We start from the raw sequence: 23,718 nt of genomic DNA, 5'->3' as shown, positions 1-23,718 counted from the left end.
GTTCCCACCGGAACCGCACACACCGATCCTGACTCACGCACCCCACCCACAACTCGGGTAACAGCCGGGCTCCGATTGGCACCGCCGCACCGCGGACTGGCACGATGTCAGGATGCGCATTCTGGTCATCGGCGGCACCCGTTTCATCGGTTTCCACTTCGCCGAGGCGGCCCTCGCCGCCGGGCACGAGGTCACGCTGCTCCACCGGGGCCGCTCCGGCGCCGGACTCCTCCCGGACGCCGAGCACCTGATCGCCGACCGGGACGACGACCTGTCCGCGCTGCGCGGCCGCAGCTGGGACGCCACCGTCGACACCTGCGCCTACTTCCCGCGCCAGGTGTGGAAGTTGGCGGCCAACGTCGACCCCGGCGCGGCCGGACGCTACCTGCTGGTCTCGACCCTCTCGGTCTACGACGAGCCGGCCGCCCCCGGCTACGCCGAGGACTCCCCGCTGCTGCCCTCCAACGGCCCCGAGGCCGAGGAGGTCACCGCCGCGACGTACGGCGTCCTCAAGGCCCAGTGCGAGCGCGCCGCCCGGCAGGCCTTCGGCCCGGAGACGCTGCTGGTGCGCCCGACGTACGTGATCGGCCCCCGGGACTACACCCACCGCTTCGACTACTGGGTGCAGCGCCTCACCCGCGGCGGCGAGGTGCTCGCCCCGGGCCGGCCGGACGCGCCGCTCCAGGTGGTCGACGCCCGCGACCTCGCCGCCTGGATGCTCGCCCTCCTCGAACAGGGCGCCTCCGGCCCCTACCACGCCGCCACTCCCCCGCCGTTCGGCATGGGCGACCTGCTCGACGCCGTCGCCTCTGCGGTCGCCCCGCCCGGCACCACCCTCACCTGGGTGGACGAGGACTTCCTGCGCGCCGCCGACGTCCCGGAGCGTGCGCTCCCGCTCTGGCCCGCCAAGCCGGCGGTCCGCGCCACCAGCACCGCCGACCCGGCCGCCGCCCTCGCCACCGGGCTCGTCCTGCGGCCGGTGGCCGAAACCGCCCGCGACATCGAGCCGTTCGAGCCCCAGCCGGAGACCCTCGCCCCCGACCGGGAGGCCGAACTGCTCGCCGCCTGGCACGCCCGGCAGGCCTGACGCCCGCTCAGCCACCGGCGCGGGGCCGACCGCCGCCCCGCGGCAGCCGGTCCGGCCCCGGCCCGGACATCTCCCGGGCCGGGGCCCCACGTCACGCCCACGCCCTCACCACGCTTCGCGATAGCGGCCCCGGAGGGACCACTATCCGTTTCCGGCGTCCGGCGGAGCCGGGAAGTGGATAGGCCCTCTTCACGAATCCCACCAGACTCAAGGACAGCCGGAGCGACTCCGGTTCACCGAACGGAAGGCAGTGGGATGAAGAAGAAGCTGGCAGCCGCCGCCCTGGCCGCGGCCACCCTCGGCACGGTACTCCTCGGCGCCGCCACCCCGGCCCTGGCGAGCAGCGGTGGTTGCGTCACGGGCGACGCCTGCCTGTACTACAGCCCCAACCAGCAGGGCGCCTTCTTCGGCAAGAGCGAGGCCGGCAACTACGACGGCAACTTCGGCGGCGGCGGGGCCGGCAACGGCCAGCCGGTGATGAACAACGCCGCGTCCGTGAAGAACATGGACAACAACTACAACCTCTACGTGCACTACCGCGAGTACAGCCTCCGGGACACCGGGCCGAACCAGTACATCCAGGCCGGCCACTCGGCGAACCTGGGCACCGTGTGGTGGTCCGGCGTCTACATCGACATGCGCAACAACAACCACTCGCAGAGCTGGGAGCACATCTAGCCCTGACCGGGTGCCGGCCCCGCCCCCTCGGGGGGCCGGCACCCGTCCGGCCGTCATCGACCGATCGCACCACCCCGCGAGCCGGCCCCCGAGGAGCCCCGCCATGACGTCCCGCCACCGCTTCCGTCCGCTGCCGGCCCTGCTGCTGATCCCCCTGGCCCTCACCGCCGGCTGCGCCTCCGGCCCTTCCGGACCCGCCGCCGCCCCCGTCCCGCCGCCCGCTTCCCTCGCCCCGATGGACCCGCCGCCGGTCGGCGACACGCCCCGGCTGAGGCAGGTGGCCGACCGGACGCTGCCGATCGAGGCCTACCTGCTGAGCAGGGAGGACTTCCGGCAGTACCAGGCGGCGGAGGCCGTCCTGGTCACCCGCTGTGTCCGGGGCTTCGGCCTGGACTACACCCGGCCGACCGGCGGCGCAGCGCCGTCCAGGACCCAGACCACCCACCGGTACGATCCGGTCGAACTCGCCGACGTCTCCGTGAACGGCTACCACTCGCCCGACCCGTCCGACGGGAAGAAGCCCGCCGATGGGCCCACGCCGAGTCCCGACGTCAACACCGTGCTCGGCAGCGGCCTCAGCACGGACGGGAAGCCCGCCCCCGGGACGGCCCCCTCGTTCCGGGGGAAGCCACTGCCGCCCGGCGGGTGCATCAGCGCCGCACAGCAGGAGCTGATCGCGCACGGCGGCACCGGCGGGGACGCCGACGTCGCGGTGGGGATCAACTTCGAGGGCTTCGAGCGTTCGAGGTCGGACCCCCGGGTCAAGGCCGTCTTCCAGGACTGGTCGCGCTGCATGGCGGAGCGCGGGTACTCCTACGGCACGCCCGGGGACGCCCTGAAGGACCCCCGGTGGGGGGCGGGCACCAAGCCGTCCGCCGAGGAGATCGCCACCGCCACCGCGGACGTCCAGTGCAAGGAGCGGACCAATGTGGTCGGGGTCTGGTTCACCGTCGAGACGGCCTACGAGAACGAGCTGATCCGCCTCCGCCTGCCGGAGCTCACGGCGGCGAAGGCCGGCAACGACGCCATGCTGGCGACCGCCCGGGCCGTGACCGCCGGGTCCTGACCCCGGGCCCCCGACCCCGACGGGGATCAGTCCTCGTACTCGTCGCGCAGGTTCTCCAGCAGGTCCGACCAGAGGTCCGACTCGTCCGGCCCCTGCCCCAACTCCTGTACCAGCGCCGCGAACTCGTCCAGCGCGGACTTGGCGTCCCCGTCGCGGATCCGGCCCTCCAGGCGGGCCAGCAGCGCCAGCGCGCCGACCACCTCGGGCAGCGAGTCGGCCGCCCAGCCGCCGTAGCCGTCCCCGTGGTCCCAGCCGTCCGGGTGGTAGATCCGTACCGTGCCGGTGTCGCCGGACACCATCAGGTGCCGCTCGCCGAAGGTGCCGACGCAGTACCCCCAGTTGCTCGGCGGGGTTTCGTCGTCCGGGGTGCGCTCGCCGAACAGCTCGTCCAGGTCCGCCTCCCACATGCCGCGCTCGGGCAGGCCGGCGGCGTCGAAGCCGAGGAAGTCCGACTCGACGGCCGGGACGCCGACCTCGGTCAGGAACGCCCGGGCGGCCTTCGACGTCAGCCGCTCGGGCAGCGCCCCTGGCTCGGGCCGCCACAGCGTGCCGGGGCCGAAGCAGGACTCCAGCCAGGCGGCGGTGGGGTTCCTGGCGGCGGCCGTCAGCTCGGCGTCCGGCATGGTCATCGGTGCGTCTCCCCCGGTCGGAACGGTGCTCTGCCGCCATTGAAGCGCACCGCGCCGACAGCCGGGACACGCCGTCGGGCCGCCGGGGAGGATCCCGGCGGCCCGTGCGGAACCACGGCCCGACGGTTTAGAAGAAGCCGTCGTCCTCGTAGTAGTTGTTGACGACCACCTGCGGGTCGTCGTCGAAGGCCTCGTTCAGCAGCGCGCCGCCGACCAGGCCGGCCGCGCCGGCGCCGATCAGCGCGCCGGTGCCGAAGCGCCGCCCGCCCTGGGCCTGCTGGCCGGGCAGCTGCGGCTGGCCCTGCTGGACCGGCTGCTGGACCGGCTGGGGGTAGCCGGCCTGCGCCGGGGTGTAGAACGGCGGGACGTTGGTCTGCACCCGCTGGGCGCAGGCCACGCAGGCCTCGATCTGGCGCGGCACGCCCCACTGTGGCGACCAGTACACCGCCGTGGCGCCGACGCCGTGCGAGGGGTCGAAGAAACACGTCACGGGGAAGCTCCCTGGCTGGGTCGTGGGAACGGCGGGTACGGCGGCGGTCGGCACCGGGGCCGCGACCGGCGCGGGCGGGGCGACCGGCGCGGGCGGCGCGACGGGCGGCTTCACCGGCACGGGCGGCGCGACCGGCGCGGCGGCGGGCGCCGGCTGCAGGACGTCCACCCCGAAGTCGGTGGCGATGCCCGCGAGCCCCGCGGCGTACCCCTGCCCGACCGCCCTGAACTTCCAGTCCGCGCCGTGCCGGTACAGCTCGCCGAACACCATCGCCGTCTCGCTGCCGCCCTCCGACACGATGTCGTACCGGGCCACCTCGGCGCCGCCGTCCGGGTCGAGGACCCGGATGTGGGCGCCGCGGACCTGCCCGAAGGACTGCCGCCGCTGTGCCGCGTCGTAGATCGCCACCGCGAAGACGATCTTCTCCACCCCGGCGGAGACCTCCGCGAGCCGGACCTCGATCTGCTCGCGGTCGGGGCCGCCGCCGGAGCCGCCCTGGTGCCGGACGGAACCGTCCGGGCTCTGCAGGTTGTTGAAGAAGACGAAGTGCTGGTCCGAGGCGACCTTCCCGTCCGCCCCGCAGAGCAGCGCGCTGGCGTCCAGGTCGTACCCCGCCCCGGCCGTCCAGCCGAGACCCACCCGGACCACCCTCAGCCCGGGGGCCTGCCTGCCCAGGGAGACGTTGCCGCCCTTCGTCAGGGCCACGCTCATGGAACTTCCTCCACCACCGTACGAGTACCGCTGTTCTCCCACGACAACGCTGTAGAACTCGCGGCGGTTCCCGGTCGAACCGTCAGCTTTCCGTCAGGGCCGAACCGGTGCGGGGCACGGTGCCGACACTCTGGCGGGCCGTAAGGTCTGGACCTATTGTCGGCGGACATGACATATCTATGCCGCGCCGCGGGACTGGCCGCCGCGCTCACCGGAACGCTCGCCGCCCTGCTGGCCCCGGCCGCCGCCCAGGCCGCCCAGGCCGGACCGGCCGGCTGCCGCAGCTCGGCCACGGTGCCGCCGGACGCCGAGCAGGCCCGCCTCCAGGACGCCCGTACGGCCGCTTTCACCGAGCGCTCCGGGCTGGGAGAGCTGCTCGGGGTCTTCCCCTCCGCCCTGTGCGCCGCCCGCGACGCCCGGCAGGCCGAGCGGGTGGTCACCACCTGGGGCCGCACCCTCTGGCAGGCCGGCCTGGACCGCGCCCAGGGCCGGCGGCCGAGCGGCGAACTGCCCGCCCGGGACGACCGCCCGCTGTACTGGACCAGGCTCGCGATGACCGTCCGGCTCGCGCAGTGGCAGCCCCGGTTCGACGTCGACCACGCCGCCCTGCGAACCCGCTTCGAGGACGCCTCGCGCGGCCTCGACGACGGTTTCGACTCCGCCCCCGGCGTCCGGCGGATCTTCGTCAGCGGCTTCGACCCGTTCGGCCTCGACGCCGAGCCGCGCCGCGCCAACCCCTCCGGCTCGGCCGTCCTGCGGCTGCACGGGCAGCGGATCACCCTCGCCGACGGCAGCACCGCCGAGGTCCGGGCGGTCGTGCTCCCCGTGCGCTACCGGGACTTCGACGAGGGCATCGTCGAGCGCGCCTTCACCCCGCACCTGCGGCCGGGCCGGCAGTCCGCCGACCTGATCACCAGCATCAGCCAGGGCTACCCGGGCAAGTTCACCCTGGAGGAGTGGGCCGGGCGCGCCCGCTCCGCCGACCCGGCCACCGACAACGCGGCCGCGCTCTCCGGCGGCACCACCCGGCACCCGGTGGACGCCCCCGGCCTGGCCGCCGGGCCGCAGTTCGTCCGCACCACCCTGCCGACCGACGCCATGAGGGCCGTCCAGCAGCCCTTCCCGGTGCTGCTCGACACCTTCGTCACCGAGATCCCGGCGGGCGCCACCGACCCCGTCTTCCGGCCGGACGGCCCCACCCCCGGCTCCCGCGCGGTCTCCGGTGGCGGCGGCGGGTACCTGTCCAACGAGGTCGCCTACCGCTCCAACCGGCTGCGCACGTTCCTCGCCCCCGGGCTGCCCGGCGGGCACCTGCACACCCCGGTCCTGACCGGTCTGCCGGCCGACCCGAGCCTGCTCACCGCACCGGAGTTCGAGCAGAACGAGGCCGCGATCGGCGACGAGGTGCGGGCGATCCTGAGCACCGCCGGGCTCTGACGGCGCCTCCGGGGCGGGCCGGTGCCCACCGGCCCGCCACGAAGTCCGTCACGTACGTGTTCCGCGACCCCTGGGGGATCTCGATCACGACCTCGAACTCCACCTCGAACTCCACGTCGAACGCCACCGCGGCCTCCTCCTCGGCATCCGGGGGAACTGTCGGCCGCCCGGACGGCCACCGAAAGCACCCCCGCCGTTCAACCCGCCCCACTACCGTCGGGCGCATGGGGAGCTGGCGGGTCACGGTCCTGGATCACCGTCGCCGCGCGGGCGGACGCCCGCAGGGCCTTCCGGAGGGGCCGCTGGCCCGCCGGGACGGAACGGAGCTGCACGTCCGGGACGGCGGGCTCGTCCACGTCGACGCCACCGGCCGGGAACGCTGGCGGCGGCCCTGCCCGGGCCGTCCGAACGCGGCGCACCTCTCGGCCGGCCGGGCGCTGGTCACCACCGACTCCTTCGGCTACACCGCGCCGGGCCCGGCCCTGCTGCTGGACCTCGCCGACGGCGCCACCCTCGCGGAGCTGCGCGGCGAGCGCGCCGCGGCCCTCGGCGGCGGCCGCTTCCTGCTCGGGTCGGCGGGCCGGGGCGCCTTCGGCACCCGGGCGTACGACCGGGACGGCACCCTGGCCGACTCCTGGCTCAGCTACGGCCACTACGTGGTCGGCGGCGCCCTGCGGGTGGTCGAGACGGACCACCGCCACCCCACCGGAAGCCGGGTGGTCCGGCTGCTGCCCGGCGGCCGGATCGAGCACGGCCCGCTGCTGGCCGACCCGCAGACCCCGGCGCCGCTGGTACTGCCGGACGGCACCCTGCTGGTGCTGGACGCGGGGGTGCTGCGCGCCGTCGGCCGGGACCTGGACGACACCGTCCTGGCCGAGCTGCTCCCCCTCGCCCCGGAGGACCGGCCCCGCCACACCGGTTCGCTGCACCGCACCGCCGACGGCCTCGCCGTCACCCTGGTCGAACGCCACCCGACCCGGATGGGCGCCTACACCACCCACGCCTGGACCCTCGGCCTGCACGCACTCTAGGCGTCAGATCTCGATTGTGCGGCGGAACCGACGGTCCGACATTCCTTCGCCCACGATTCCCCTACGGTGACGCCTGCAACAACCGTCACCATGCAAGAGGGGGCACGCCCATGTCCCGGAGCCGGAAGCTCCACCGCCTCAGCAACCCCGACGTCGACGAACGCCGCGCCCAGCGCGCGCTGTTCCGTCACCTCCGCGACGACACCAACGCCAACCGCGGCCGGATGGCCAAGCGCGTCCGCGAGCTCCAGCTGCTGCTGGCGATGGACCCGGTCGAGTTCGAGGGCCTCATCGCCCGGCTGATGGAGGCGATGGGCATGAAGGTCGAGCTCACCGCCCGGTCGCGGGACGGCGGGGTGGACGTCCGCGGCATCGACCCGGACCCGTTCCGCGGCGGCAACGTCATCGTGCAGGTGAAGCGGTACCGGGACACGGTGGCGCCCTCCGCGGTGCGGGACCTGTACGGCACGCTGCGGCACGACCGGGACGCGACCAAGGCCGTCCTGGTCACCACCAGCAAGTTCGGCCCCAGCTCGCACCAGTTCGTCGCGGGCAAGCCGGTCAGCCTGATCAACGGCGCCGAGCTGGTCGGGCTGCTCAAGCACCACGGCTTCCACGAGGTGTTCGCGGCCGTCGAGGACGGGGACGCCGCCGGGGCCGACGCCCTGGACGGGCTGCCCGCCATCGAGGTGGCCGCCGAGCCCTCGCGGCTGCTGCTGCACTGGACCGGGGAGGAGGAGTACGACATCGCCGCCCTGGTCTGCACGGGCAACGCGGCGCTCTCCGACGACCACCTGGTGTTCTACAACAACGCCTCGACGCCTGACGGTTCGGTGCGGCTGGTGACCGGCTACGGCGACGCGAACGCCTGCCTGATGGTCGACTTCGACGCGCTGCCCGCCGAGGTCGACCGGCTGGTCGTGATCGCCGCCGCCGACACCGAGAACCACCCCGGGGCCACCATGGGCGGGTTCGCCGGTCCGGCGCTGATCCTGGAGGCCGGCTCCGGGCAGGATGCGGCCGTGGTGCACCTCGCGGACGGCGCGGAGACCAACACCGCGATGCGGCTCGGCCGGTTCGACCGGGAGCCCTCCGGGGACTGGGAGTTCACCCCGGCGCTCGCCGGGTACCCGGGCGGGCTGCGCCAGGCCGTGACCGCGTACGGGCTGGAGGTCGTGGACGCGTGACGGGGCGGGGCGCCCGTCGTCGGCCGGGCGCCCCGCAGCGCGAAGCCCGACGCTTCGCGAAGCCCGACGCTTCGCGTGTCCCGGTGCTTCACGTGCCCCGGTGCTTCGCGGACCTCAGGTGCTACGCGGACCTCAGTGCACGACCGGCAGTTCCAGCACCGACCCCCGGTCCCCGCCCCAGCCGATCCGGTAGTCCGCCCGCCCGTCGGCCGGCAGCAGCTGGAAGGAGTCCGGGTTGGCGGCGGCGACGGTGAGCCTGATCCGCTCGCCGGAGCGGAACAGCGCCGAGACGGGCTGGAGGTCGATGGTGACGCGCTGGGCGCTCCCCTGCGGAAAGTCCTCGGCGTCCTCGGCGGCGTAGCTGCGCGGCGTGCGCAGCCGGCGCCAGTCCGGGTTGTCCGAGCGGTCCGCCACCGCCCGCTCCTCCAGGGCGAGTTGACCTTCCGTCAGATAGCTGACCCGGCCGTCCGGCGCGACGTTCTCCAGGTAGACGTGCAGGGCGCCGCGTGCCGAGCCCGCCAGTCCGGTGACGTCGAGGGTGACCTTGCCGTTGCCGGTGACCCTGGTGTCGGCGGTCAGCGGCGCGGTGGTGTAGCTGAGCAGCTTGGCGTCGACGGCGGCGCGGTCGGGGTAACTCACCTCGTCGCCGCTGAGGTTGGTGTTCCAGCGGTCCAGCGGGCCGGTGCCGGCGGTCGGGTCGAGGCGCAGCGGGTCGGAGCCGCTGCGGTGGTCGTCGGCCCGGCCGCCGAGCGTGCCGCCCGCGCCGAGGTGGAACCGCTGGGTGCGGGTGCCGGGCACCGGCCAGCGGGTGGTGGTGCGCCAGACGCCTTCGTTGAAGGTGTAGTAGTGCACCTGTCGGCGGCCGTCGGGGCGAGCGTCGCCGCGGACGTAACGGTCGAAGAAGTCGGACACGCGCCGGTCGTTCTCCTCGTGTTCCCGCTCGGTGAGCGGGCGGGCGGGCTGGAACGGGTCGGCGAGCCAGCCGGCGCCGTGGTTCCACGGGCCGATCCAGACGTCCTGGGTGTTGGACAGGCCGCTGAACTGGGAGAGCGTCCCGTTGGCGGTGCCGGCGTCGAGCCAGCCGGCCCGGGTCAGGACGGGCACCCGGCCGGCCTCGATCGCGTCGGTCCGTTCGCCGACGCTGCCGACCGTCCAGCTCTTCGGTCCGTCCCGGTAGTCGCGGTGGACGCCGGTGTGCGCCATCTCGACGAGGTTGGCGTTGTCCGCGTGCTCGGCGCGGGCGGCGGCGAGCAGGGCCGGCCCGTCGGGGCCGTCGACCGGCCGGGGCTGGAGCCCGGTGAGGCCGACGTCGGCGCAGAGCTTCCGGGTCCGCTCGCCGGTCTCGCAGGTGGTGCCGCCGGCCTGGTCGAGGACGCGCAGCAGCAGCGCGTACTGGGCGATGCGGGGTTCGATGAGCACGCCGCCGGGGCGGACCAGGTCCTCGTACGGGTCGAAGTCGTAGGAGATCGGGGCGGCGGCGGTGATGTGGTGGTTGCCGAGGGAGGTGGCGAGCATCGCGGTGTCGCCGCCGTAGGAGATGCCGGTGGTGCCGACCCGGCCGTTGGACCAGGGCTGGGCGGCGATCCAGTCGCTGAGCGGGCCGCTGTCGGCGGTCAGGTCGCGCCGAGTTCGGAGGTGAGGGTGCCGAAGGAGGCCCCGGTGCCGCGCAGGTCGGCGGACACGAAGGCGTAGCCGCGGGCGGTCCACTGCCGCGCCTCGCCGCTGACGCCGTCGGTCTGGCCGGCCCGGACCCTCGCCCGCCAGTAGCGGTTGGTGACCAGCACGGTGGGCAGTCGGGCGCCGGCCCGGGTGCCCTCGGGGAGGTGGACGTCGACGGCGAGACGGACCCCGTCGGGCATCGCCACGTAGAGCGACCGCCGCGGTGGCTCGGCGGGGCCGGCGGACGCGGCGGCGGCCGCCGGGGCGACCGGGAGTCCGAGCACGGCGGCGGCCGCGAGCAGCGCCGCCAGCGGGCGGCGCGACAGCCCCCGCCTCATCGGACGGTCGCCTTCCAGGGGCCTTCCTCCGGGCGTGCCTCGCGGTCCGTGCCGGGCCAGGGCGGCATGGTGACGGCGGTGATCCGCAGCGGCCCGTCGGAGTCCTCGTCCGCCCGGAACTGGAACGCGGTGCCCAGCGGTATCGACACCGCCGTTCCGGGCGCGAGCCGTACGGTCTCCTCGCGCCCGCCCTGGCGGCGCCACAGCTCGCCGCTGCCCGCGGTGACCTGCCACAGCTCCTGCACGGTGGCGTGCGACACCGCGTGGGTCACCCGGCCGGGGCCGAGCGTGAAGACGGCGAGGCTCCCGGATCCCTCCAGCACCAGCAGCGGACGCACCTCGGCCCCGTCCGGGGCGGTCACCACCTCGGCGTCCCCCACGTCCGCGGTGTCGAAGGGCTGGTGCCCTGTGTGATGTCCCATGTGACGACCTGGCCTCTCATCCGAGTGAGTAGCGTGGGCTCGTCCCCCACCGTCGATGGGATCACGGGCCCCCGGCCGTCCGCCAGGGCGGGGCTACCCCGAAACGACCCCGATCCGGCCCCGGCCCTCCCCGGACTCCTGGCCTCCTCCCGTGGTCGGACCGGCTCCGAAGTCGCGCACCGCCTCGGCGACGATCGCCTCCAGGCGGGCGTGGTGGGCGCCGCGCCAGTAGGCCTGTCCGCAGTCGGCGCACTGGGCGAAGGCGTCGTAGGAGCGCTCGGTGCCGTCCCGCAGCTGCTCGCGCACCGAGGTCTTGGTGGCCGGGTGCAGCGTGCCGTTGCAGGTGGTGCAGCGGCTCCAGGGGGCGAGCGGCGGTGCGAAGCGGGAGAGCACGTCGCGCAGTTGCTCGGCGGGGCGGTGGCTGTAGACGTAGGCGCCGGCCCACAGTTCGCGGCGGCGCAGCAGGCCGCGGTCGCGGGAGAGCATGATCCGCTGTTCGGCGGCCGAGCGGGCGGCCAGGGCGGCGTCGCCGATGTCGGGGTTCTCGTACGCGGCGTCCACGCCGAGCAGGCGCAGCCGGCGGGCGAGGGTGCCGAGGTGGACGTCCAGCAGGAAGCGCGCCGGGGCGGGCGAGGGCTGCGGCCTGGTGACGGCCCGGACGGAGATCTCCTCGCCGTCGGCCGGCACGTGGGTGTCGGGCACGGCCCGGCCGTCCACCAGCAGGGCGCCGACCTCGGTGAGCGGGACGCCCAGGGACTCGACGACGTGGCCGAGGGTGGAGGTGCCGTCGGTGCGCAGCGCGGTGCTGCCGGCCCGCCGGGGCGCGGAGACGAAGAGGTGCAGCTCGGGGGCGAAGTCGAGGCTGATCTGGGGTCGGTCCACGCGGCCAGCATGCCAGCGGGCGGCGGGCCGGGGCCACCGGGTTTCCGGCCCGCCGTCGGACCGGCCCTCCCGGGGCGTGCCGGCCCGGTGTCCGGGTCGGACGGCCGCAACGGCGCGCGGGCTCAGACGGCCGCCGCGACCACCGTCGACGGTGACACCGGGTGGACGCGGTCGCGCGCCGCCCAGCGGGCGACCGGCCCCATCGCGTACCCCGCCGCGAGGAACGCCCCGCCCAGGACCAGCCAGCCGACCAGACCCCCGTCCAGCAGCAGTGTGGTGAGCAGCAGCGGACCGAGGGTGCGGGCGACGGCGACGCCGGTGCCGAAGAAGCCCTGGTACTGGCCGATCCGCCCGGGCGGGGCGAGGTCGAAGGCGATCTGCCAGCTTCCGGCCGACTGCCGCATCTCCCCGGCCACCTGGAGGACGGAGGCCGCGACCAGCAGCGCGCCGACCGCCCAGACCGGCACGTCCAGCGCGGACAGCCCGAAGACGGCGCAGGAGGCGAGCAGCAGCAGTCCGGCGGAGCGGACGGCCCGGGCGGCCGGGTCCAGTCCGGTGACGCCGCGTGCCGCCCGGACCTGGAAGGCCAGCACCGCGAGGGTGTTGAGCACGAACAGCGCCGAGCCGAGCCAGCCGATCCCGGGGGCGCGCGCGGCGATCCAGAGCGGGATGATCAGGCTGAGCAGCGGCATCCGCAGCAGCAGGACGGCGTTGACGGCCGTGACGGCGGCGTACCGGCGGTCGCGCAGTACGGCGAGGCGCGGCCCGGCGTCCGGGGCCCCTGCCGCGGGCGGGGCTTCGGGCAGGCCCCGCAGGACCAGCGCGGCGATCAGGAAGCCGAGCGCGGTGACGACGAAGGCGGCCAGGTACGCGGCGCGGGTGCCCAGGACGAGCGCGATGCCGCCGATCGCCGCGCCGACGGCGAGTCCGCCGTTGAGGGTGGACTGGATGTGGGCGAGCAGCGCGGTCCGCTGCGCGGGCGGCACCAGCGCGGCGACCAGCGCCTGCCGGGCGGCGGTCAGGCCGGACTGCGCGGTGGCGTAGAGGCAGACCGCGAGCAGGAACAGCGGGTAGGAGCGGATCACCAGGAAGGCGGTGACCACGGCCGCCGTGCCCAGCGCGAGCGCCACCGAGGTGCGGCGCGGGCCGCGCCGGTCGGCGAGGTGCCCGAGCGGGACGCCGGCCAGGGAGCCGAGCGCCCAGGCGAGGGTGAGGCCGATTCCGAGGGCGGTCGGCGACATCCCGACGACCCTGGTGAAGTAGAGCGCGGAGCAGGTGTAGTAGGCGCCGTCGCCCACGGCGGCGGCCAACTGGGCGGCCGCGAGGGTCCGCTGGGGCCCGGCGGGCGGCAGGGTGCCCCGGCGGGCGGCGCGTTCGGTCGGCATGTCCTCTTCCTTCTCGTGTCTGCGGTCACCACCCGCCCGGACGGGTCGGCCGGTCACCCACACGCGTCCGGCCGCGTAAACGACTTCACGGACCGTCACCCCTGCCCGCGACCGCCGGATGGGCGGCGCGCGGACGGGGTCTCCGCGACCCCCGGCTGCGGCGCTCCCCACCCTAGGAGAGAACCGGCCCAGTGGACCGGTCCAGTGATCAAGGAATTTCCTGGGCCAATCCGCCGCGCCGCCGCACCGTCGACCGACCCCTGAACCCGCGTGCGAGGGGCGCCAGTTGGCGCCTCCGAGCCCTTCGAAGCGGTCCTGCCCCGGCCGCGCCCGCGCCGGTGAAGCGCCGTCCGTACCCGCTCCGAATCCGGCTCCGCCGAACGCTGCAAAACCGCCATCGGACAGACCAGGGGCCAACTTTGACCGTGTTGACCCGTCAGTAGCGTCCTTTTATGCTCAACGGCGTTCGCGATCCGGCACCGGGCCGGGGCCGCCCCGCCCGCCCCGTTCCGTCGCCGTCTCCGGTTCGAAGGGTGGCCTCCCCATCAGCACCTCCATCGCGCCCTCGGACTCCACCGACCGACCCGACGGCGCCGGGCACCCGCACACCCGCTCCGCCGAAGCTCCGGACGCCCCGACGTCGGACGGCGGCACCCGCCGACGGCGCTTCCTCACCTACCTGCTGGCCGGGCCCACCCTCACCGTCGCCGCCGGCCTCGGCCTCGACACCGCCGCGCCCGCCACCGCGGAGGCCGCCGCCCCGACGCCCGTCCCGGCCTCCGCCGCGGCCGCCGTACCGGTCCACGAGACCGCCCTCCCCCAGCAGCTGATCGGCCTGCCCGGCATCCCGGACATCGTCGACCTCGGCGACGCGATGATCATCGCCGGACTGCCGACCGCCCACCTGCTGGTCCTGGAGGTCACGGCCGACGGCCGCGCCGCACTCCGCCTGCCCCGGCTGGAGGTCGGCCAGGGCCTCACCACCGCGATCGCCATGATCGTCGCCGAGGAGCTCGACGCCCGGCTCTCCGACGTCGACGTCCCGCTCTCCGACGCCCGCCCCGAACTGCTCTTCAACCAGCTGACCGGCGGCTCCAACTCGATCCGCTCGCTGTACGACCCGGTGCGCGCCGCGGCCGCCGCCGCCCGGGCCCGGCTGGTGACCGCCGCCGCCAAGCGCTGGAACGTTCCCGCGGCCACCCTGCGCACCGCCGACTCCGCCGTCCTCGCCCCCGACGGCCGCCGCCTCGGCTACGGCGACCTCGCCGCCGATGCGGCCCGCGTCGCCGTGCCCGCCGTCCCGGCCGTCCCCAAGACCGCCGACAAGCTGCGCCTGGTGGGCAGGCCGACCGGCCGGATCGACGCCCGTGACATTGTCACCGGCCGGGCCAGGTACGCCGGGGACCTCCAGGTCCCGGGCGCCGTGCCCACCGTGGTCGCCCGCCCCACCACCGTGGGCGGCACCCTCAAGTCCCTGGACGCCTCGGCCGCCCGCGCCATGCCCGGCGTCCTCGGCGTGGTGCGGATCCCGACCGGCGTCGCCGTCCTCGCCGAGACCTTCGACCAGGCGCTCAAGGCCCGCGACGCGCTGGTCACCACCTGGAACCCGGGCCCGGTCGCCGGCCTGTCCGACGCCGACGTACGGTCCAAACTGCGCGCCGCCCACCTGCCGTCCCTCCCGCCGCCACTGCTCTCCCACCGGGTGGAGGGGGAGTTCGACTTCGCCTTCGTCAACCACGCCCCGATGGAGGTGCTCACCGCCGTCGCCGACGTCCGGCCGAACCGCGCCGAACTGTGGTTCGCCGCGCAGAGCCCGATCCTCGCCCAGGGCACCATCGCCAGGGAACTCGGCCTGCCGGAGAACGCCGTCACCGTCCACGTGGTGCGCGGCGGCGGCTCGTTCGGCCGCCGGCTGTTCTTCGACGCCGCCCTGGAGGCCGCCCAGGTCTCCAAGGCCACCGGCCGCCCGGTCAAGCTGATGTGGACCCGCAACGACGACATGCGCCACGGCCGGATGCGCCCCGCCAGCCACCACGTCGTCCGGGCCACCTACGGCCTCGGCCAGGTGTTCAGCTGGGAGCACCATGTGGCCAGTGTCCGGACCGACCTCGGGCACGGCCTCGGCGACATGCTCACCGCCGCCGGCTACAACCTCCCGCTGGCCGGGCTCACCGCCTCCGAACTCTTCTTCCTGCTCACCGAGAAGATCCCGTACGACGTCGGCGTCCCCACCCAGCTGCTCGCCGAGGTGCCGCTGGAAGTGCACACCGGCAGCTGGCGCTCGGTCTACTCGGGCACCGTCCGGGTCTCCGACGAGATCATGATGGACGAACTCGCCCGCGCGATGGGCCAGGACGAACTCTCCTTCCGCCGCGACCGGATGCGCAGCGCCGCCGGGCGGGCCGTACTGGACGAGCTCGCCAGGCGCGGCGACTGGGGCCGCCCGATGCCCCCCGGCCAGGCCCAGGGCATCGGCTACCACGACGAGCACAGCGCCTGCGCCGCCTACCTGGTCGAGCTGGACGCCACCGACCGCGCCAACCCCCGGGTCACCAAGGCCGTCGTCGTCGCCGACGTCGGCCGGGTGATCAACCCCAGGGGCCTCGAGGCCCAGCTGACCGGCGCACTGGTCGACGGCATCTCGGTGATCCTCCAGGCCGGCAACCACCTGGACAACGGCGCGTTCCGGGAGGGCAGTTACGGCGACTTCCACTACGCCCGGCAGCGGCACACCCCGCCGGTGGTCGAGATCCACCTGATGCCGCCGAGCGGACAGCCCGGCGGCGCGGGCGAACTCGGCGTCCCGGCCGCCTCCGCCGCCGTCGCCAACGCCTACGCCCGGGCGACCGGCACCAGTCCGCGCTCCTTCCCGATCAACTTCTGACCACCGCCTCCTGACCACAGCTGAGGAATCCCGACTCCCCATGCCCACCCACACCTTCGTCCTCAACGGGAAGCCCGTCACCGTCGAGGCCCCGGACGACATGCCGCTGCTCTGGGTCCTGCGCGACAAGCTCGGCGTCACCGGCCCCAAGTACGGCTGCGGGGTGGGCGTCTGCCGCGCCTGCACCAGCCACCTGGACGGCCAGGAGTTCCAGCCCTGCACCCGGTCCGTCAAGGACTGCGAGGGCCACACCGTCACCACCATCGAGGGCCTGGCCGACGGCGAGGTGCTGCACCCCGTCCAGGAGGCCTGGCTCGCCTGCGACGTCGCCCAGTGCGGCTTCTGCCAGCCGGGACAGATCATGACCGCCGTCGCCCTGCTGCGCCGCACCCCGAACCCGACGGACGCGGACATCGACCAGATCCAGAACATCTGCCGCTGCGGCACCTACCCGCGCATCCGCGAGGCGATCAAGCAGGCCGCCACCCGGCAGGGCACCAAGCCCTGACATGGGCGGCACGTCCTGACGCGGGCGGCAAGTCCCGAGCGGGCGGCACGTTGTGAGCGGGCGCAAGCCGCTCGGCACCCTGGCCACACCGGTCCGGACCGCCTAGGCTGGCCGGACCCAGTCGCCGAGCCGCGTGAGGATGACGCATGATCAGGCGCCGTTCACTGCTCACCTTCGCCGGCCTGGGCGGGGCCGCCGCCCTGCTGCCCGCCGGGCCTGCCCCGGCCGCCCTGGCCGCCCCGGCCGCGCCGGCCGCGCCGGCGCGCGCCATCGACCTGCCCGCACCCACCGTCGGCCGGCCGGTCGGCACCACCAGCCTGCACGTGGTCGACCACGGCCGCCTCGACCCGTTCGCGCCCGTCCCCGGCCCGCGCGAACTGATGGTGCAGCTCTGGTACCCGGCGCGCGGCACCGCCGGCCGGCCCCGCGCGCCCTACATCACCCCGCGGGTCGCGGCCGCGATCGAGCGGATCCTGCCGCTGGACCCGGGCACCCTCGCCCTGGTCCGCCCCACCGCCCTCGCCGACGCCCCCGCCCACCCCGGCCCGCTCCCCCTGCTGCTGCTCGGCCACGGCCGCGGCGGCACACGCGGCAACTGCACCGCACTGGCCGAGGAGTTGGCCGCGCACGGCTACCTCGTCGCGGCCGTCGACCACACCTACGACGCCGCCGCCGTCGAGTTCCCGGACGGCCGGCTGGTGCTCGGGGCCCTGCCGGAGAACCCGCCGGACCGGGACGCCGCCGAACGCAAGGAGATCGCCGCGCGGGTCGGCGACCTGCGCTTCGTCACCGACGAACTGACCGGGGGCCGGCTGCCGTTCCGGGTCGACGAGGAGCGGATCGGCGTACTCGGCCACTCCATGGGCGGAGCCGCGGCCGCCGAGGCCCTGCGCCAGGACCCGCGCCTGCGGATCGGCCTCGACCTCGACGGCGGCCTGTTCGGCTCCCCCGTCCCCGAACTCGGGCTGGACCGGCCGTTCCTGCTGCTCACCTCGATCGACGACCACGACACCTGGCAGCGCTGGCGCGAACACCACCACGCCTGGGGCCGCCAGCTGCGCACCCTGGGCGCGGGCCACCTCAGCTTCACCGACCTGCCGCACGCCGCCGCCCCCGGCCACCTCGCCGACCACCTCCCCGCCGACACCTACGCCCGCCTGCTCGGCACCATCGCCCCGACCCGCGCCACCGCGCTCACCCGCAGCTACGTCCGGGCCTTCGCCGACCGCTTCCTGCGCGACCGCCCCACCCCGCTCCTCGACGGCCCGTCGCCGCGCCACCCGGAGATCGAGTTCCGCTGGAGCCTCGGGTAGGGCCTGTCCTGCCACGCGCTAACCCGCCGGGTACTCCGCCGGGTCGCGGCCGAAGAAGGCGGCGAGCCGGTCGTACGCCGGGGCGTCCTCGGGGGCGGCGACGGCCGGGCCGAACGCGTGGCGCTCCTCCTCGGCGCCGCGGTACTCGGGCTTGAGCGCACCGCCGGCCCAGGCGAGCGCCGCGTGGGCGACCTCGTGGTCCAGGCCCTCGGTGGACTGGCCGGTGGCGCGGGCCAGGTCCCAGCCGTGGACGGCGAATTCGGCGATCTGCTGGTCCACGGGGAAGCGGGCCGGGAGGGTGCCGAAGCCGGGGACTTCGAGGGTGCCTCCGAGGTCGCCGGCCGCGCGCCAGGCGTCGACCAGCTCCTCCGCCCCGGCCTCGAAGGCGTGCAGCCAGTCCTCCTCGACCCGGTCGAAGGGCTGCGACCAGTCCGGTTGCCCGCCCTTCGCCCGTACGGTGAACTGCCGCAGGTCGTACAGGAGGTGGCTGACCAGGTCACCGACGTCCCACGAGCGGCAGGGCGTCGGGTGACCGGCCAGCTCGACGCCGGTGCCGTCGATCAGCCCGGCGGTCTGCGCGAGGGCCCGGGCGAGCAGCTCGAGCGGGTCTTCCGCTGCGGTCATGGCACACCTCTCGGTACGGGGTCCCGGTGCGGGAGCGGGTCGTGCCGGGTGATCGTAAGCGCGGGCACCGACAACCGCCCGCCACGACACCGCACCCTCCGCCACCGGGCCCACCGTCACCGCACCCGCCGCCGGGGTGTCAGGCGGCGAAGCCGCCGTCCACCGCCAGTTCGGCGCCGGTGACGTACCGGCCGTCCGCGCCGACCAGGTAGGCGACGGCGCCGGCGACCTCCGTCCCGGTGCCGAAGCGGCCGAGCGCGGTGAGTCCGCTCTGGAGCTCCGCCGCCGGGCCGTCGACCGGGTTCATGTCGGTGTCGATCGGCCCGGGGTGGACCAGGTTGGCGGTGATCCCGCGCGGCCCGAGCTCCCGGGCCAGCGCCTTGGTCAGGCCGATCAGCGCGGCCTTGCTGGTCGCGTACAGCGTGGCGCCGGGGAAGGCGACACGCTGGGCGATGCAGCTGCCGATGGTGACGATCCGCCCGCCCTCGGCCAGGTGCGCGGAGGCCGCCCTGGCGTACAGGAAGGGGGCCCGGACGTTCACCTCCAGCACCCGGTCGACGTCCTCCAGCGTGTAGTCGCCGATCGGGCCGACGGCGCCGACGCCGGCGTTGTTCACCAGGACGTCCAGCTTCCCGAACCGCTCGACGACGGCCTCGACCACGCTCTCCACCGCCTGCGGGTCGGAGCTGTCGGCCCGTACGGCCCATCCGGTCCGCCCCATCGCGGTGATCTTCGCGACGACCTCCTCGGCCCGCTCCGCACCGCCCTGGTAGGTCAGCACCACGTGGGCGCCCTCCTCGGCCAGCCGCAGGGCGACCGCCGCCCCGATCCCCCGGCTGCCGCCGGTCACCAGCGCCACCTTGCCGTCGACCCCGTCGACCCCGTCGATTCCCGCCGCACCGTTCATCGTCATCTCTCCAGAACTCCTCGTTCCGATCTCGGACATGACTCGATCCTGGTCCGGGGCGTTTCAAACCTCCGGCGGAAATCAGACGTTGCGTTCAACGTTCAACCATTTCTCGGGGCGCCCCGCACCCCGGCGCACACGCCCGTCCGTGGTCGTACGAGCCGACCGCCGGCCGTCCGGTGCGGTCGGGCCCGGCCGCCGGGTCGGCTCCGGCGCAGCCGAACGGCGGCCCGGCCTCCCGCGCGCCGTCCGGGAGCAACAGGTGCCGTCGCGCGCGGTACTCGAATCCCGCCGCGCGCAGGGCCGTCACCACCGCGCGCGCCGCGCCGGAGCCGGCCGGGCGGCGCACCGAGGCCGGGTCGAAGCCGGGTCAAAGCCGGGCTCACTGTCGCTGATCAGCCGGACCGTCAGCCGACCCTGGCGACGGGCCGCACGGCCGGCGTCCGCCCCGCGCGGGCACCCCCGCCCCCGAACGGCCCGCCAACGGGCCGTTACGGGCCGTTGACGGCCATTGACAGGCCGTTGACGCACCGGAACCGGCTGAGCGGCCGCCCCCGTCCAGGGGCGGCCGCTCAGCCGGTTCCACGAGGCCGCGTCGGGCGGCCTCCCGCCGGACGGTCGGTCCGGTCAGACCGTCAGCGTCTGGCCCGGGAAGATCAGGTCCGGGTCGCCACCGATGGTGCGCGCGTTCTTCCGGTACAGGCTGTCCGTGTCGGTGCCGAACTTCGCCGCGATCTCGCTGAGGGTGTCACCGCTCCGGACGGTGTAGCCGCCCGCGGCGGTGTTCTTCGGCGAGGCCGGCGCGGACTGCGCCGGCTTGGCCGAGGGCTGCCCCTTGGGCGCCTGCTGGGTGGCGGCGGACTTGGCGGCGGGCGCGGCGGGCGCGGCGGGCTTGGCCGCGGGCTTCGCCGCCTTCGTGGTCGGCTTGGCCGCCTTGGCCGCCTGACCGCCCGAGGTGTCGACGGCGGCCGGAGCGCCGCCCTTGCCCAGACCCGCCTTCTGCGAGCAGACGGGCCAGGCGCCCGGGCCCTGCGAGGCCAGGACCTTCTCCGCGACGGCGATCTGCTGGTCCTTGCTCGCCTTGTTGGCCTGGGAGGCGTACGCGGTCCCGCCGTACGCGGCCCAGGTGGACGGGGCGAACTGCAGCCCCCCGTGGAAGCCGTTGCCGGTGCTGATGCTCCAGTTCCCGCCGCTCTCGCACTGGGCGACGGCGTCCCAGGTCGAGGCGGTAGCGGCGGAGGCCGAGGTGGCCGTGACGAGGCCGGCCACCGGCAGGGCCGCGACGGCGGCGCCCGCGATGACCGCCATCCGAACGCGGTGACGCTTGGCGGTGGCGGTGGTGTCGGTGGCAGCGGCGGTCTCGTGACGGGGATTCATACAGGTCCTCTCGACAAGTCCCGGGCGGGCATGCGGAACCAGGCCCGGGACATGGGCCGGCGGTCTTTTGCTCACCTCACTCGACGGGCGGCCGGACACGTGTCGGACGTGCCGTGCCGCCCCGGTCACCTCCGCACGCCGACGGCCTGTTCGAGCCGGCCTCGTCGGCGGGCACCGCCCTCGCGCCGCGGGTCAGTCGGCGGGCAGTGCGTCGGGGTGAACCCGGGTGGCGCTCGTTGCGCCGCCAATGAAGCTAGGGGGCATCACCCGGACGCAGCAAGCAATTCTTGGACCTCGCAGGTCAGTTGACTGTTACCGGCGGTATCGATCAAGAAGTTGCGCCCGATTTGAAAGCTTTTGACCGTATTTTCAAGATCAAATGGTCAATTTTCGTGCCCTCGCTCACACCTATCCCTCCGAGAAAGCTGACACACCATCCACGCGGAGGAATCGCCGACTGACGCACCGTCACCATCGGAGCCGGAGTTCCCGGTTCCATTCGGCCGACGAGTGGCATCCGTCACGCTCGACACGGAGAGCGAGCGGAAAATGACCGTCAGTTACGGCCGTCGAGCTCCGCATCCCGTGCCAGCAGCGCCGCCTGGACCCGGTTCTCGCAGCCCAGCTTGGCCAGGATCCGGCTGACGTAGGTCTTCACCGTCGCCTCGCTCATGTGGATCCGCGCCCCCGCGTCGGCGTTGGACAGACCCTCTCCGAGCAGCGCCAACACCTGCAGCTCACGCGGGGTGAGCACCTCCAGCCGGCGCCGCGCCGCCACCGCGCGGGCGGCCAGCGAGGCGCTGCGCCCCGAGGCCAGCGAGTCGACGATGTGCCGGGTCGCGGCCGGGGAGAGGAAGGCGTTCCCGCCCGCCGCCGCCCGGACGGCCTGGATCAGCTCGTTCGGCGCGGTGTCCTTGAGCAGGAAGCCGGCACCGCCCTCGGACACGGCGCGCAGGACGTTCTCGCGCTCCCCGAAGGTGGTGAGGATCAGCGCCCGCGCGCCGGGGGCGACCTTCGCCAGTTCCCCGAGCGCCGTCAGCCCGTCCATCACCGGCATCTGAATGTCCAGCAGCACCACGTCCACCCGGTGCGCCCGCGCGAGCTCCAGCGCCTCGCGCCCGTCCGCGGCCTCCGCGACCACCTCGATGTCGTCCGCGGAGCCGAGGATCATCCTGATTCCGGCCCGGATCAGCGGCTCGTCGTCGGCGACGAGGACTCGGATCACGCTGGTCATTCCCCTCGAACGGTGCTTTTCGGCTGCGGCACCATCCTCACATCCCGGAGAGACCGCTCCGAACCACCCCGATCCGGACCGGCCCGCTCCGAAACCGGCCCGGCCCGCCCCACCGGAGCACCCGCCCGCGCACGGGGGCACTCAGCCCCGGGCGACGTACTCCTGTTTCTCCACCAACGCCCCGTCCCGGAAGCAGAATCGCGCCACGTGCTCCTCGTTCCAGCCGGCGCCGGGCGCACCGTTCAGGACATACCAGCGGCAGTGCGCGCCCGCCGGCACCTCGGGCCCCGTCCCCTTATAGGTGTCGGTGAAGAAGTCGTTGCCGCGCGGCAGCGTCTGCAGCACCTCGGCCTCGGTGGTGCCGACCCTGATCTGGTCGTACATCGGTTTCTGCAGGGTCGCGTCGTTGGTGCCCTGGACGAAGGCGACCACGCCCCAGACCAGCAGGCCGAGCAGGATCACCACGACCACGACCACCCCGAGGGCGCAGCCGATCGCCGGGCTGCGCCGCCCGCGCTCCGGCTCCTCGACCGGCGGCAGCCCGTCCACCAGCCAGTCCTCGGCCCCGTCCGCCGCCGCGTCCTGCTCCGCCCCCTCGTACGGCAGCACACCCGCCAGCCGGAAGCCCTGCTCCGGCGTGGGCCCGGCGTGCACCATCCCGCCGACCAGCCGGGCGCGCTCCCGCAGGCCGGCCAGCCCCTGGCCGCCGCTCACCGCCGCGCCCGCGCCGACGCGTGCCCCCACGAGCTCCGGCGCGCGGGCGTTGGTCACCTCCACCACCAGCGCGTCCGGCTCGTACCGCAGCGCGACGCCGATCGGCGCGCCGGGCGCGTGCTTGTGGGCGTTGGTGAGCGCCTCCTGCACGATCCGGTACGCCGCGTGGTCGACGGCGGCCGACAGCGGACGCCGCTCGCCCTCCAGGGTGAAGTCGATCCGCGCCCCGGCCGACCGGGAGGACTCCACCAGCCCCTCGACCCCGTCCACCCCGCCACGGGCCGGCGCCCCGGCGGCGGCCGTCCCGACGGTGGGCGGCAGCGCCGTCGACTCGTCGTGCAGCACCCCGACCACCTCGCGCAGCTCGCGCATCGCCGCGACCGCCGCCTGGCGCAGCACCCCGACCGCCTCGCGCTGCCGGTCGGTGAGCGTGCGGTCCACCTCCAGCGCGCCCGAGTGCACCGAGATCAGCGCCAGCTGGTGGCCCAGGCTGTCGTGCATGTCCTGGGCGATCCGGTGCCGCTCGCGCAGCCGCGCCTGGTGCACCACCATGACCCGCTCGCGCAGCAGCTGCTCGTTGCGCTCGCGCAGCGCGTCCAGCAGGGCACGGCGCTGCGCCCGGTAGCGGCCGTAGAGCGCCGGCAGCACGGCGGACACCAGGAAGAAGCCGAGCGACAGCGACAGGACGACCTTCGGCGAGAGCGAGGCGACGTCCTTCACCACGCCCGTCACCGTGAACAGCACCCAGCCCACGACGAAGGCGCCGACCAGCGACCAGACCCGGCGGATCCGCGCGCCGGCCGTCCAGCCCGCGCACACCAGCATCGGCATCGGCCCGACCGCCCAGCCGGCCAGCGCCGCGGTGGTGAGCAGCACGGTGGCCGGCAGGCCCTTGCGCAGGACGAACAGCACCGCGACGGCGAGACCGAGGGGCAGCGCCAGGCCGCTGTTGGAGAGCAGCTCCAACAGCGCGGCGAAACCGCCCATCAGCAGGGCGAGCACCGCCTCGCCCACCACCCGCCGGGGTCGCCAGGGCCCCGGCAGAGCCGTCCGTACCGCCGTGTTCCAGGCCCGCGCGATCGCTTCCACCCGTCGAGGCTATCGGTCCGGCCGCGGCGCCCGCCGTCCTCCTTCGTCTCCGCCCCGCGACGACGA

20 protein-coding genes and 1 pseudogene are annotated in these 23,718 nt (G+C 74.8%); 9 read left to right on the top strand and 12 right to left on the bottom strand.

The window, feature by feature from the left end; all coding sequences use genetic code 11:
- Positions 1–112: 112 nt before the first annotated feature.
- From ACIQ87_RS18350 to ACIQ87_RS18340, 3 genes are all read left to right on the top strand, one after another.
- A complete protein-coding gene (locus ACIQ87_RS18350) occupies positions 113–1,087 on the top strand; it encodes an NAD-dependent epimerase/dehydratase family protein (protein ID WP_402407498.1) in 975 nt (324 codons plus the stop codon).
- A gap of 255 nt (positions 1,088–1,342) precedes the next feature.
- Complete coding sequence (locus ACIQ87_RS18345) at positions 1,343–1,765, top strand: hypothetical protein (protein ID WP_402407495.1); 423 nt, start codon at positions 1,343–1,345, stop codon at positions 1,763–1,765.
- A gap of 103 nt (positions 1,766–1,868) precedes the next feature.
- A complete protein-coding gene (locus ACIQ87_RS18340) occupies positions 1,869–2,831 on the top strand; it encodes a hypothetical protein (RefSeq protein WP_402407493.1) in 963 nt (320 codons plus the stop codon).
- 26 nt (positions 2,832–2,857) lie between these two features.
- Here the strand turns inward: ACIQ87_RS18340 and ACIQ87_RS18335 are convergent, their stop codons facing one another.
- Positions 2,858–3,460: an SUKH-4 family immunity protein gene (locus ACIQ87_RS18335; RefSeq protein WP_402407490.1), complete on the bottom strand. Its 603-nt coding sequence runs from the start codon at positions 3,458–3,460 to the stop codon at positions 2,858–2,860.
- Between the two features lie 649 nt (positions 3,461–4,109).
- Positions 4,110–4,661, bottom strand: a pseudogene (locus ACIQ87_RS18330) (TerD family protein); the annotation flags it as partial.
- 168 nt (positions 4,662–4,829) lie between these two features.
- Between ACIQ87_RS18330 and ACIQ87_RS18325 the strand changes: the two are divergent.
- The 3 genes from ACIQ87_RS18325 (at position 4,830) to ACIQ87_RS18315 (ending at position 8,316) form a co-directional block, all read left to right on the top strand.
- On the top strand, positions 4,830–6,098 hold the full coding sequence (locus ACIQ87_RS18325; protein ID WP_402407487.1) for a pyroglutamyl peptidase: 1,269 nt from the start codon (positions 4,830–4,832) through the stop codon (positions 6,096–6,098).
- Between the two features lie 224 nt (positions 6,099–6,322).
- Complete coding sequence (locus ACIQ87_RS18320) at positions 6,323–7,129, top strand: hypothetical protein (RefSeq protein WP_402407485.1); 807 nt, start codon at positions 6,323–6,325, stop codon at positions 7,127–7,129.
- Positions 7,130–7,239: 110 nt separating this feature from the next.
- Entirely contained in the window at positions 7,240–8,316 is a 1,077-nt protein-coding gene (locus ACIQ87_RS18315) for a restriction endonuclease (protein ID WP_402407483.1), read from the top strand.
- 132 nt (positions 8,317–8,448) lie between these two features.
- Here the strand turns inward: ACIQ87_RS18315 and ACIQ87_RS18310 are convergent, their stop codons facing one another.
- From ACIQ87_RS18310 to ACIQ87_RS18290, 5 genes are all read right to left on the bottom strand, one after another.
- Entirely contained in the window at positions 8,449–10,023 is a 1,575-nt protein-coding gene (locus ACIQ87_RS18310) for a CocE/NonD family hydrolase (protein WP_402407480.1), read from the bottom strand.
- A complete protein-coding gene (locus tag ACIQ87_RS18305; RefSeq protein WP_402407477.1) occupies positions 9,930–10,313 on the bottom strand; it encodes a CocE/NonD family hydrolase in 384 nt (127 codons plus the stop codon). Before ACIQ87_RS18305 ends, ACIQ87_RS18310 begins: the two co-directional genes overlap by 94 nt.
- Positions 10,310–10,735: a cupin domain-containing protein gene (locus tag ACIQ87_RS18300; protein ID WP_402407474.1), complete on the bottom strand. Its 426-nt coding sequence runs from the start codon at positions 10,733–10,735 to the stop codon at positions 10,310–10,312. Before ACIQ87_RS18300 ends, ACIQ87_RS18305 begins: the two co-directional genes overlap by 4 nt.
- Before the next feature lie 93 nt (positions 10,736–10,828).
- On the bottom strand, positions 10,829–11,617 hold the full coding sequence (locus tag ACIQ87_RS18295; protein WP_402407471.1) for a Mut7-C RNAse domain-containing protein: 789 nt from the start codon (positions 11,615–11,617) through the stop codon (positions 10,829–10,831).
- Positions 11,618–11,739: 122 nt separating this feature from the next.
- Positions 11,740–13,002 carry an MFS transporter gene (locus tag ACIQ87_RS18290; RefSeq protein ID WP_402407468.1) on the bottom strand — a complete coding sequence of 421 codons (1,263 nt, stop codon included), beginning with the start codon at positions 13,000–13,002 and terminating at the stop codon, positions 11,740–11,742.
- Between the two features lie 286 nt (positions 13,003–13,288).
- On the opposite strand from ACIQ87_RS18290, the gene ACIQ87_RS18285 reads away from it, so the two are divergent.
- The 3 genes from ACIQ87_RS18285 (at position 13,289) to ACIQ87_RS18275 (ending at position 17,707) form a co-directional block, all read left to right on the top strand.
- Positions 13,289–15,886 (top strand): molybdopterin cofactor-binding domain-containing protein, encoded by a 2,598-nt coding sequence (locus tag ACIQ87_RS18285; RefSeq protein ID WP_402407465.1) that lies wholly within the window; start codon positions 13,289–13,291, stop codon positions 15,884–15,886.
- Positions 15,887–15,926: 40 nt separating this feature from the next.
- Entirely contained in the window at positions 15,927–16,394 is a 468-nt protein-coding gene (locus tag ACIQ87_RS18280; protein WP_402407462.1) for a (2Fe-2S)-binding protein, read from the top strand.
- Between the two features lie 146 nt (positions 16,395–16,540).
- Entirely contained in the window at positions 16,541–17,707 is a 1,167-nt protein-coding gene (locus tag ACIQ87_RS18275) for an alpha/beta hydrolase (protein ID WP_402407459.1), read from the top strand.
- Between the two features lie 18 nt (positions 17,708–17,725).
- Here ACIQ87_RS18275 and ACIQ87_RS18270 read toward each other — a convergent pair whose 3' ends face one another.
- The 5 genes from ACIQ87_RS18270 to ACIQ87_RS18250 form a co-directional block, all read right to left on the bottom strand.
- A complete protein-coding gene (locus ACIQ87_RS18270) occupies positions 17,726–18,331 on the bottom strand; it encodes a TIGR03086 family metal-binding protein (protein WP_402407456.1) in 606 nt (201 codons plus the stop codon).
- A gap of 139 nt (positions 18,332–18,470) precedes the next feature.
- Positions 18,471–19,238: an SDR family NAD(P)-dependent oxidoreductase gene (locus ACIQ87_RS18265; RefSeq protein WP_402407844.1), complete on the bottom strand. Its 768-nt coding sequence runs from the start codon at positions 19,236–19,238 to the stop codon at positions 18,471–18,473.
- Positions 19,239–19,865: 627 nt separating this feature from the next.
- Positions 19,866–20,615: a transglycosylase family protein gene (locus tag ACIQ87_RS18260; RefSeq protein ID WP_402407455.1), complete on the bottom strand. Its 750-nt coding sequence runs from the start codon at positions 20,613–20,615 to the stop codon at positions 19,866–19,868.
- A 556-nt stretch (positions 20,616–21,171) separates the two neighbouring features.
- A complete protein-coding gene (locus ACIQ87_RS18255) occupies positions 21,172–21,840 on the bottom strand; it encodes a response regulator (RefSeq protein WP_402407841.1) in 669 nt (222 codons plus the stop codon).
- A gap of 150 nt (positions 21,841–21,990) precedes the next feature.
- On the bottom strand, positions 21,991–23,652 hold the full coding sequence (locus tag ACIQ87_RS18250) for a sensor histidine kinase (protein WP_402407453.1): 1,662 nt from the start codon (positions 23,650–23,652) through the stop codon (positions 21,991–21,993).
- Positions 23,653–23,718: the final 66 nt, after the last annotated feature.

This window comes from Kitasatospora sp. NPDC096204 (genome assembly GCF_044763205.1).
Lineage (GTDB): Bacteria > Actinomycetota > Actinomycetes > Streptomycetales > Streptomycetaceae > Kitasatospora.
This window is presented reverse-complemented; position numbering and strand designations above follow the sequence as displayed.

Excerpts from the sequence above, each read along its gene's own strand:
- ACIQ87_RS18340 (WP_402407493.1), top strand. The coding sequence starts at position 1,869 with ATGACGTCCCGCCACCGCTTCCGTCCGCTGCCGGCCCTGCTGCTGATC.
- ACIQ87_RS18300 (WP_402407474.1), bottom strand. The coding sequence starts at position 10,735 with ATGGGACATCACACAGGGCACCAGCCCTTCGACACCGCGGACGTGGGG.
- ACIQ87_RS18320 (WP_402407485.1), top strand. The coding sequence starts at position 6,323 with ATGGGGAGCTGGCGGGTCACGGTCCTGGATCACCGTCGCCGCGCGGGC.
- ACIQ87_RS18275 (WP_402407459.1), top strand. The coding sequence starts at position 16,541 with ATGATCAGGCGCCGTTCACTGCTCACCTTCGCCGGCCTGGGCGGGGCC.
- ACIQ87_RS18325 (WP_402407487.1), top strand. The coding sequence starts at position 4,830 with ATGACATATCTATGCCGCGCCGCGGGACTGGCCGCCGCGCTCACCGGA.
- ACIQ87_RS18265 (WP_402407844.1), bottom strand. The coding sequence starts at position 19,238 with ATGAACGGTGCGGCGGGAATCGACGGGGTCGACGGGGTCGACGGCAAG.
- ACIQ87_RS18260 (WP_402407455.1), bottom strand. The coding sequence starts at position 20,615 with ATGAATCCCCGTCACGAGACCGCCGCTGCCACCGACACCACCGCCACC.
- ACIQ87_RS18350 (WP_402407498.1), top strand. The coding sequence starts at position 113 with ATGCGCATTCTGGTCATCGGCGGCACCCGTTTCATCGGTTTCCACTTC.
- ACIQ87_RS18280 (WP_402407462.1), top strand. The coding sequence starts at position 15,927 with ATGCCCACCCACACCTTCGTCCTCAACGGGAAGCCCGTCACCGTCGAG.
- ACIQ87_RS18315 (WP_402407483.1), top strand. The coding sequence starts at position 7,240 with ATGTCCCGGAGCCGGAAGCTCCACCGCCTCAGCAACCCCGACGTCGAC.
- ACIQ87_RS18305 (WP_402407477.1), bottom strand. The coding sequence starts at position 10,313 with ATGAGGCGGGGGCTGTCGCGCCGCCCGCTGGCGGCGCTGCTCGCGGCC.
- ACIQ87_RS18270 (WP_402407456.1), bottom strand. The coding sequence starts at position 18,331 with ATGACCGCAGCGGAAGACCCGCTCGAGCTGCTCGCCCGGGCCCTCGCG.
- ACIQ87_RS18345 (WP_402407495.1), top strand. The coding sequence starts at position 1,343 with ATGAAGAAGAAGCTGGCAGCCGCCGCCCTGGCCGCGGCCACCCTCGGC.
- ACIQ87_RS18290 (WP_402407468.1), bottom strand. The coding sequence starts at position 13,002 with ATGCCGACCGAACGCGCCGCCCGCCGGGGCACCCTGCCGCCCGCCGGG.
- ACIQ87_RS18335 (WP_402407490.1), bottom strand. The coding sequence starts at position 3,460 with ATGACCATGCCGGACGCCGAGCTGACGGCCGCCGCCAGGAACCCCACC.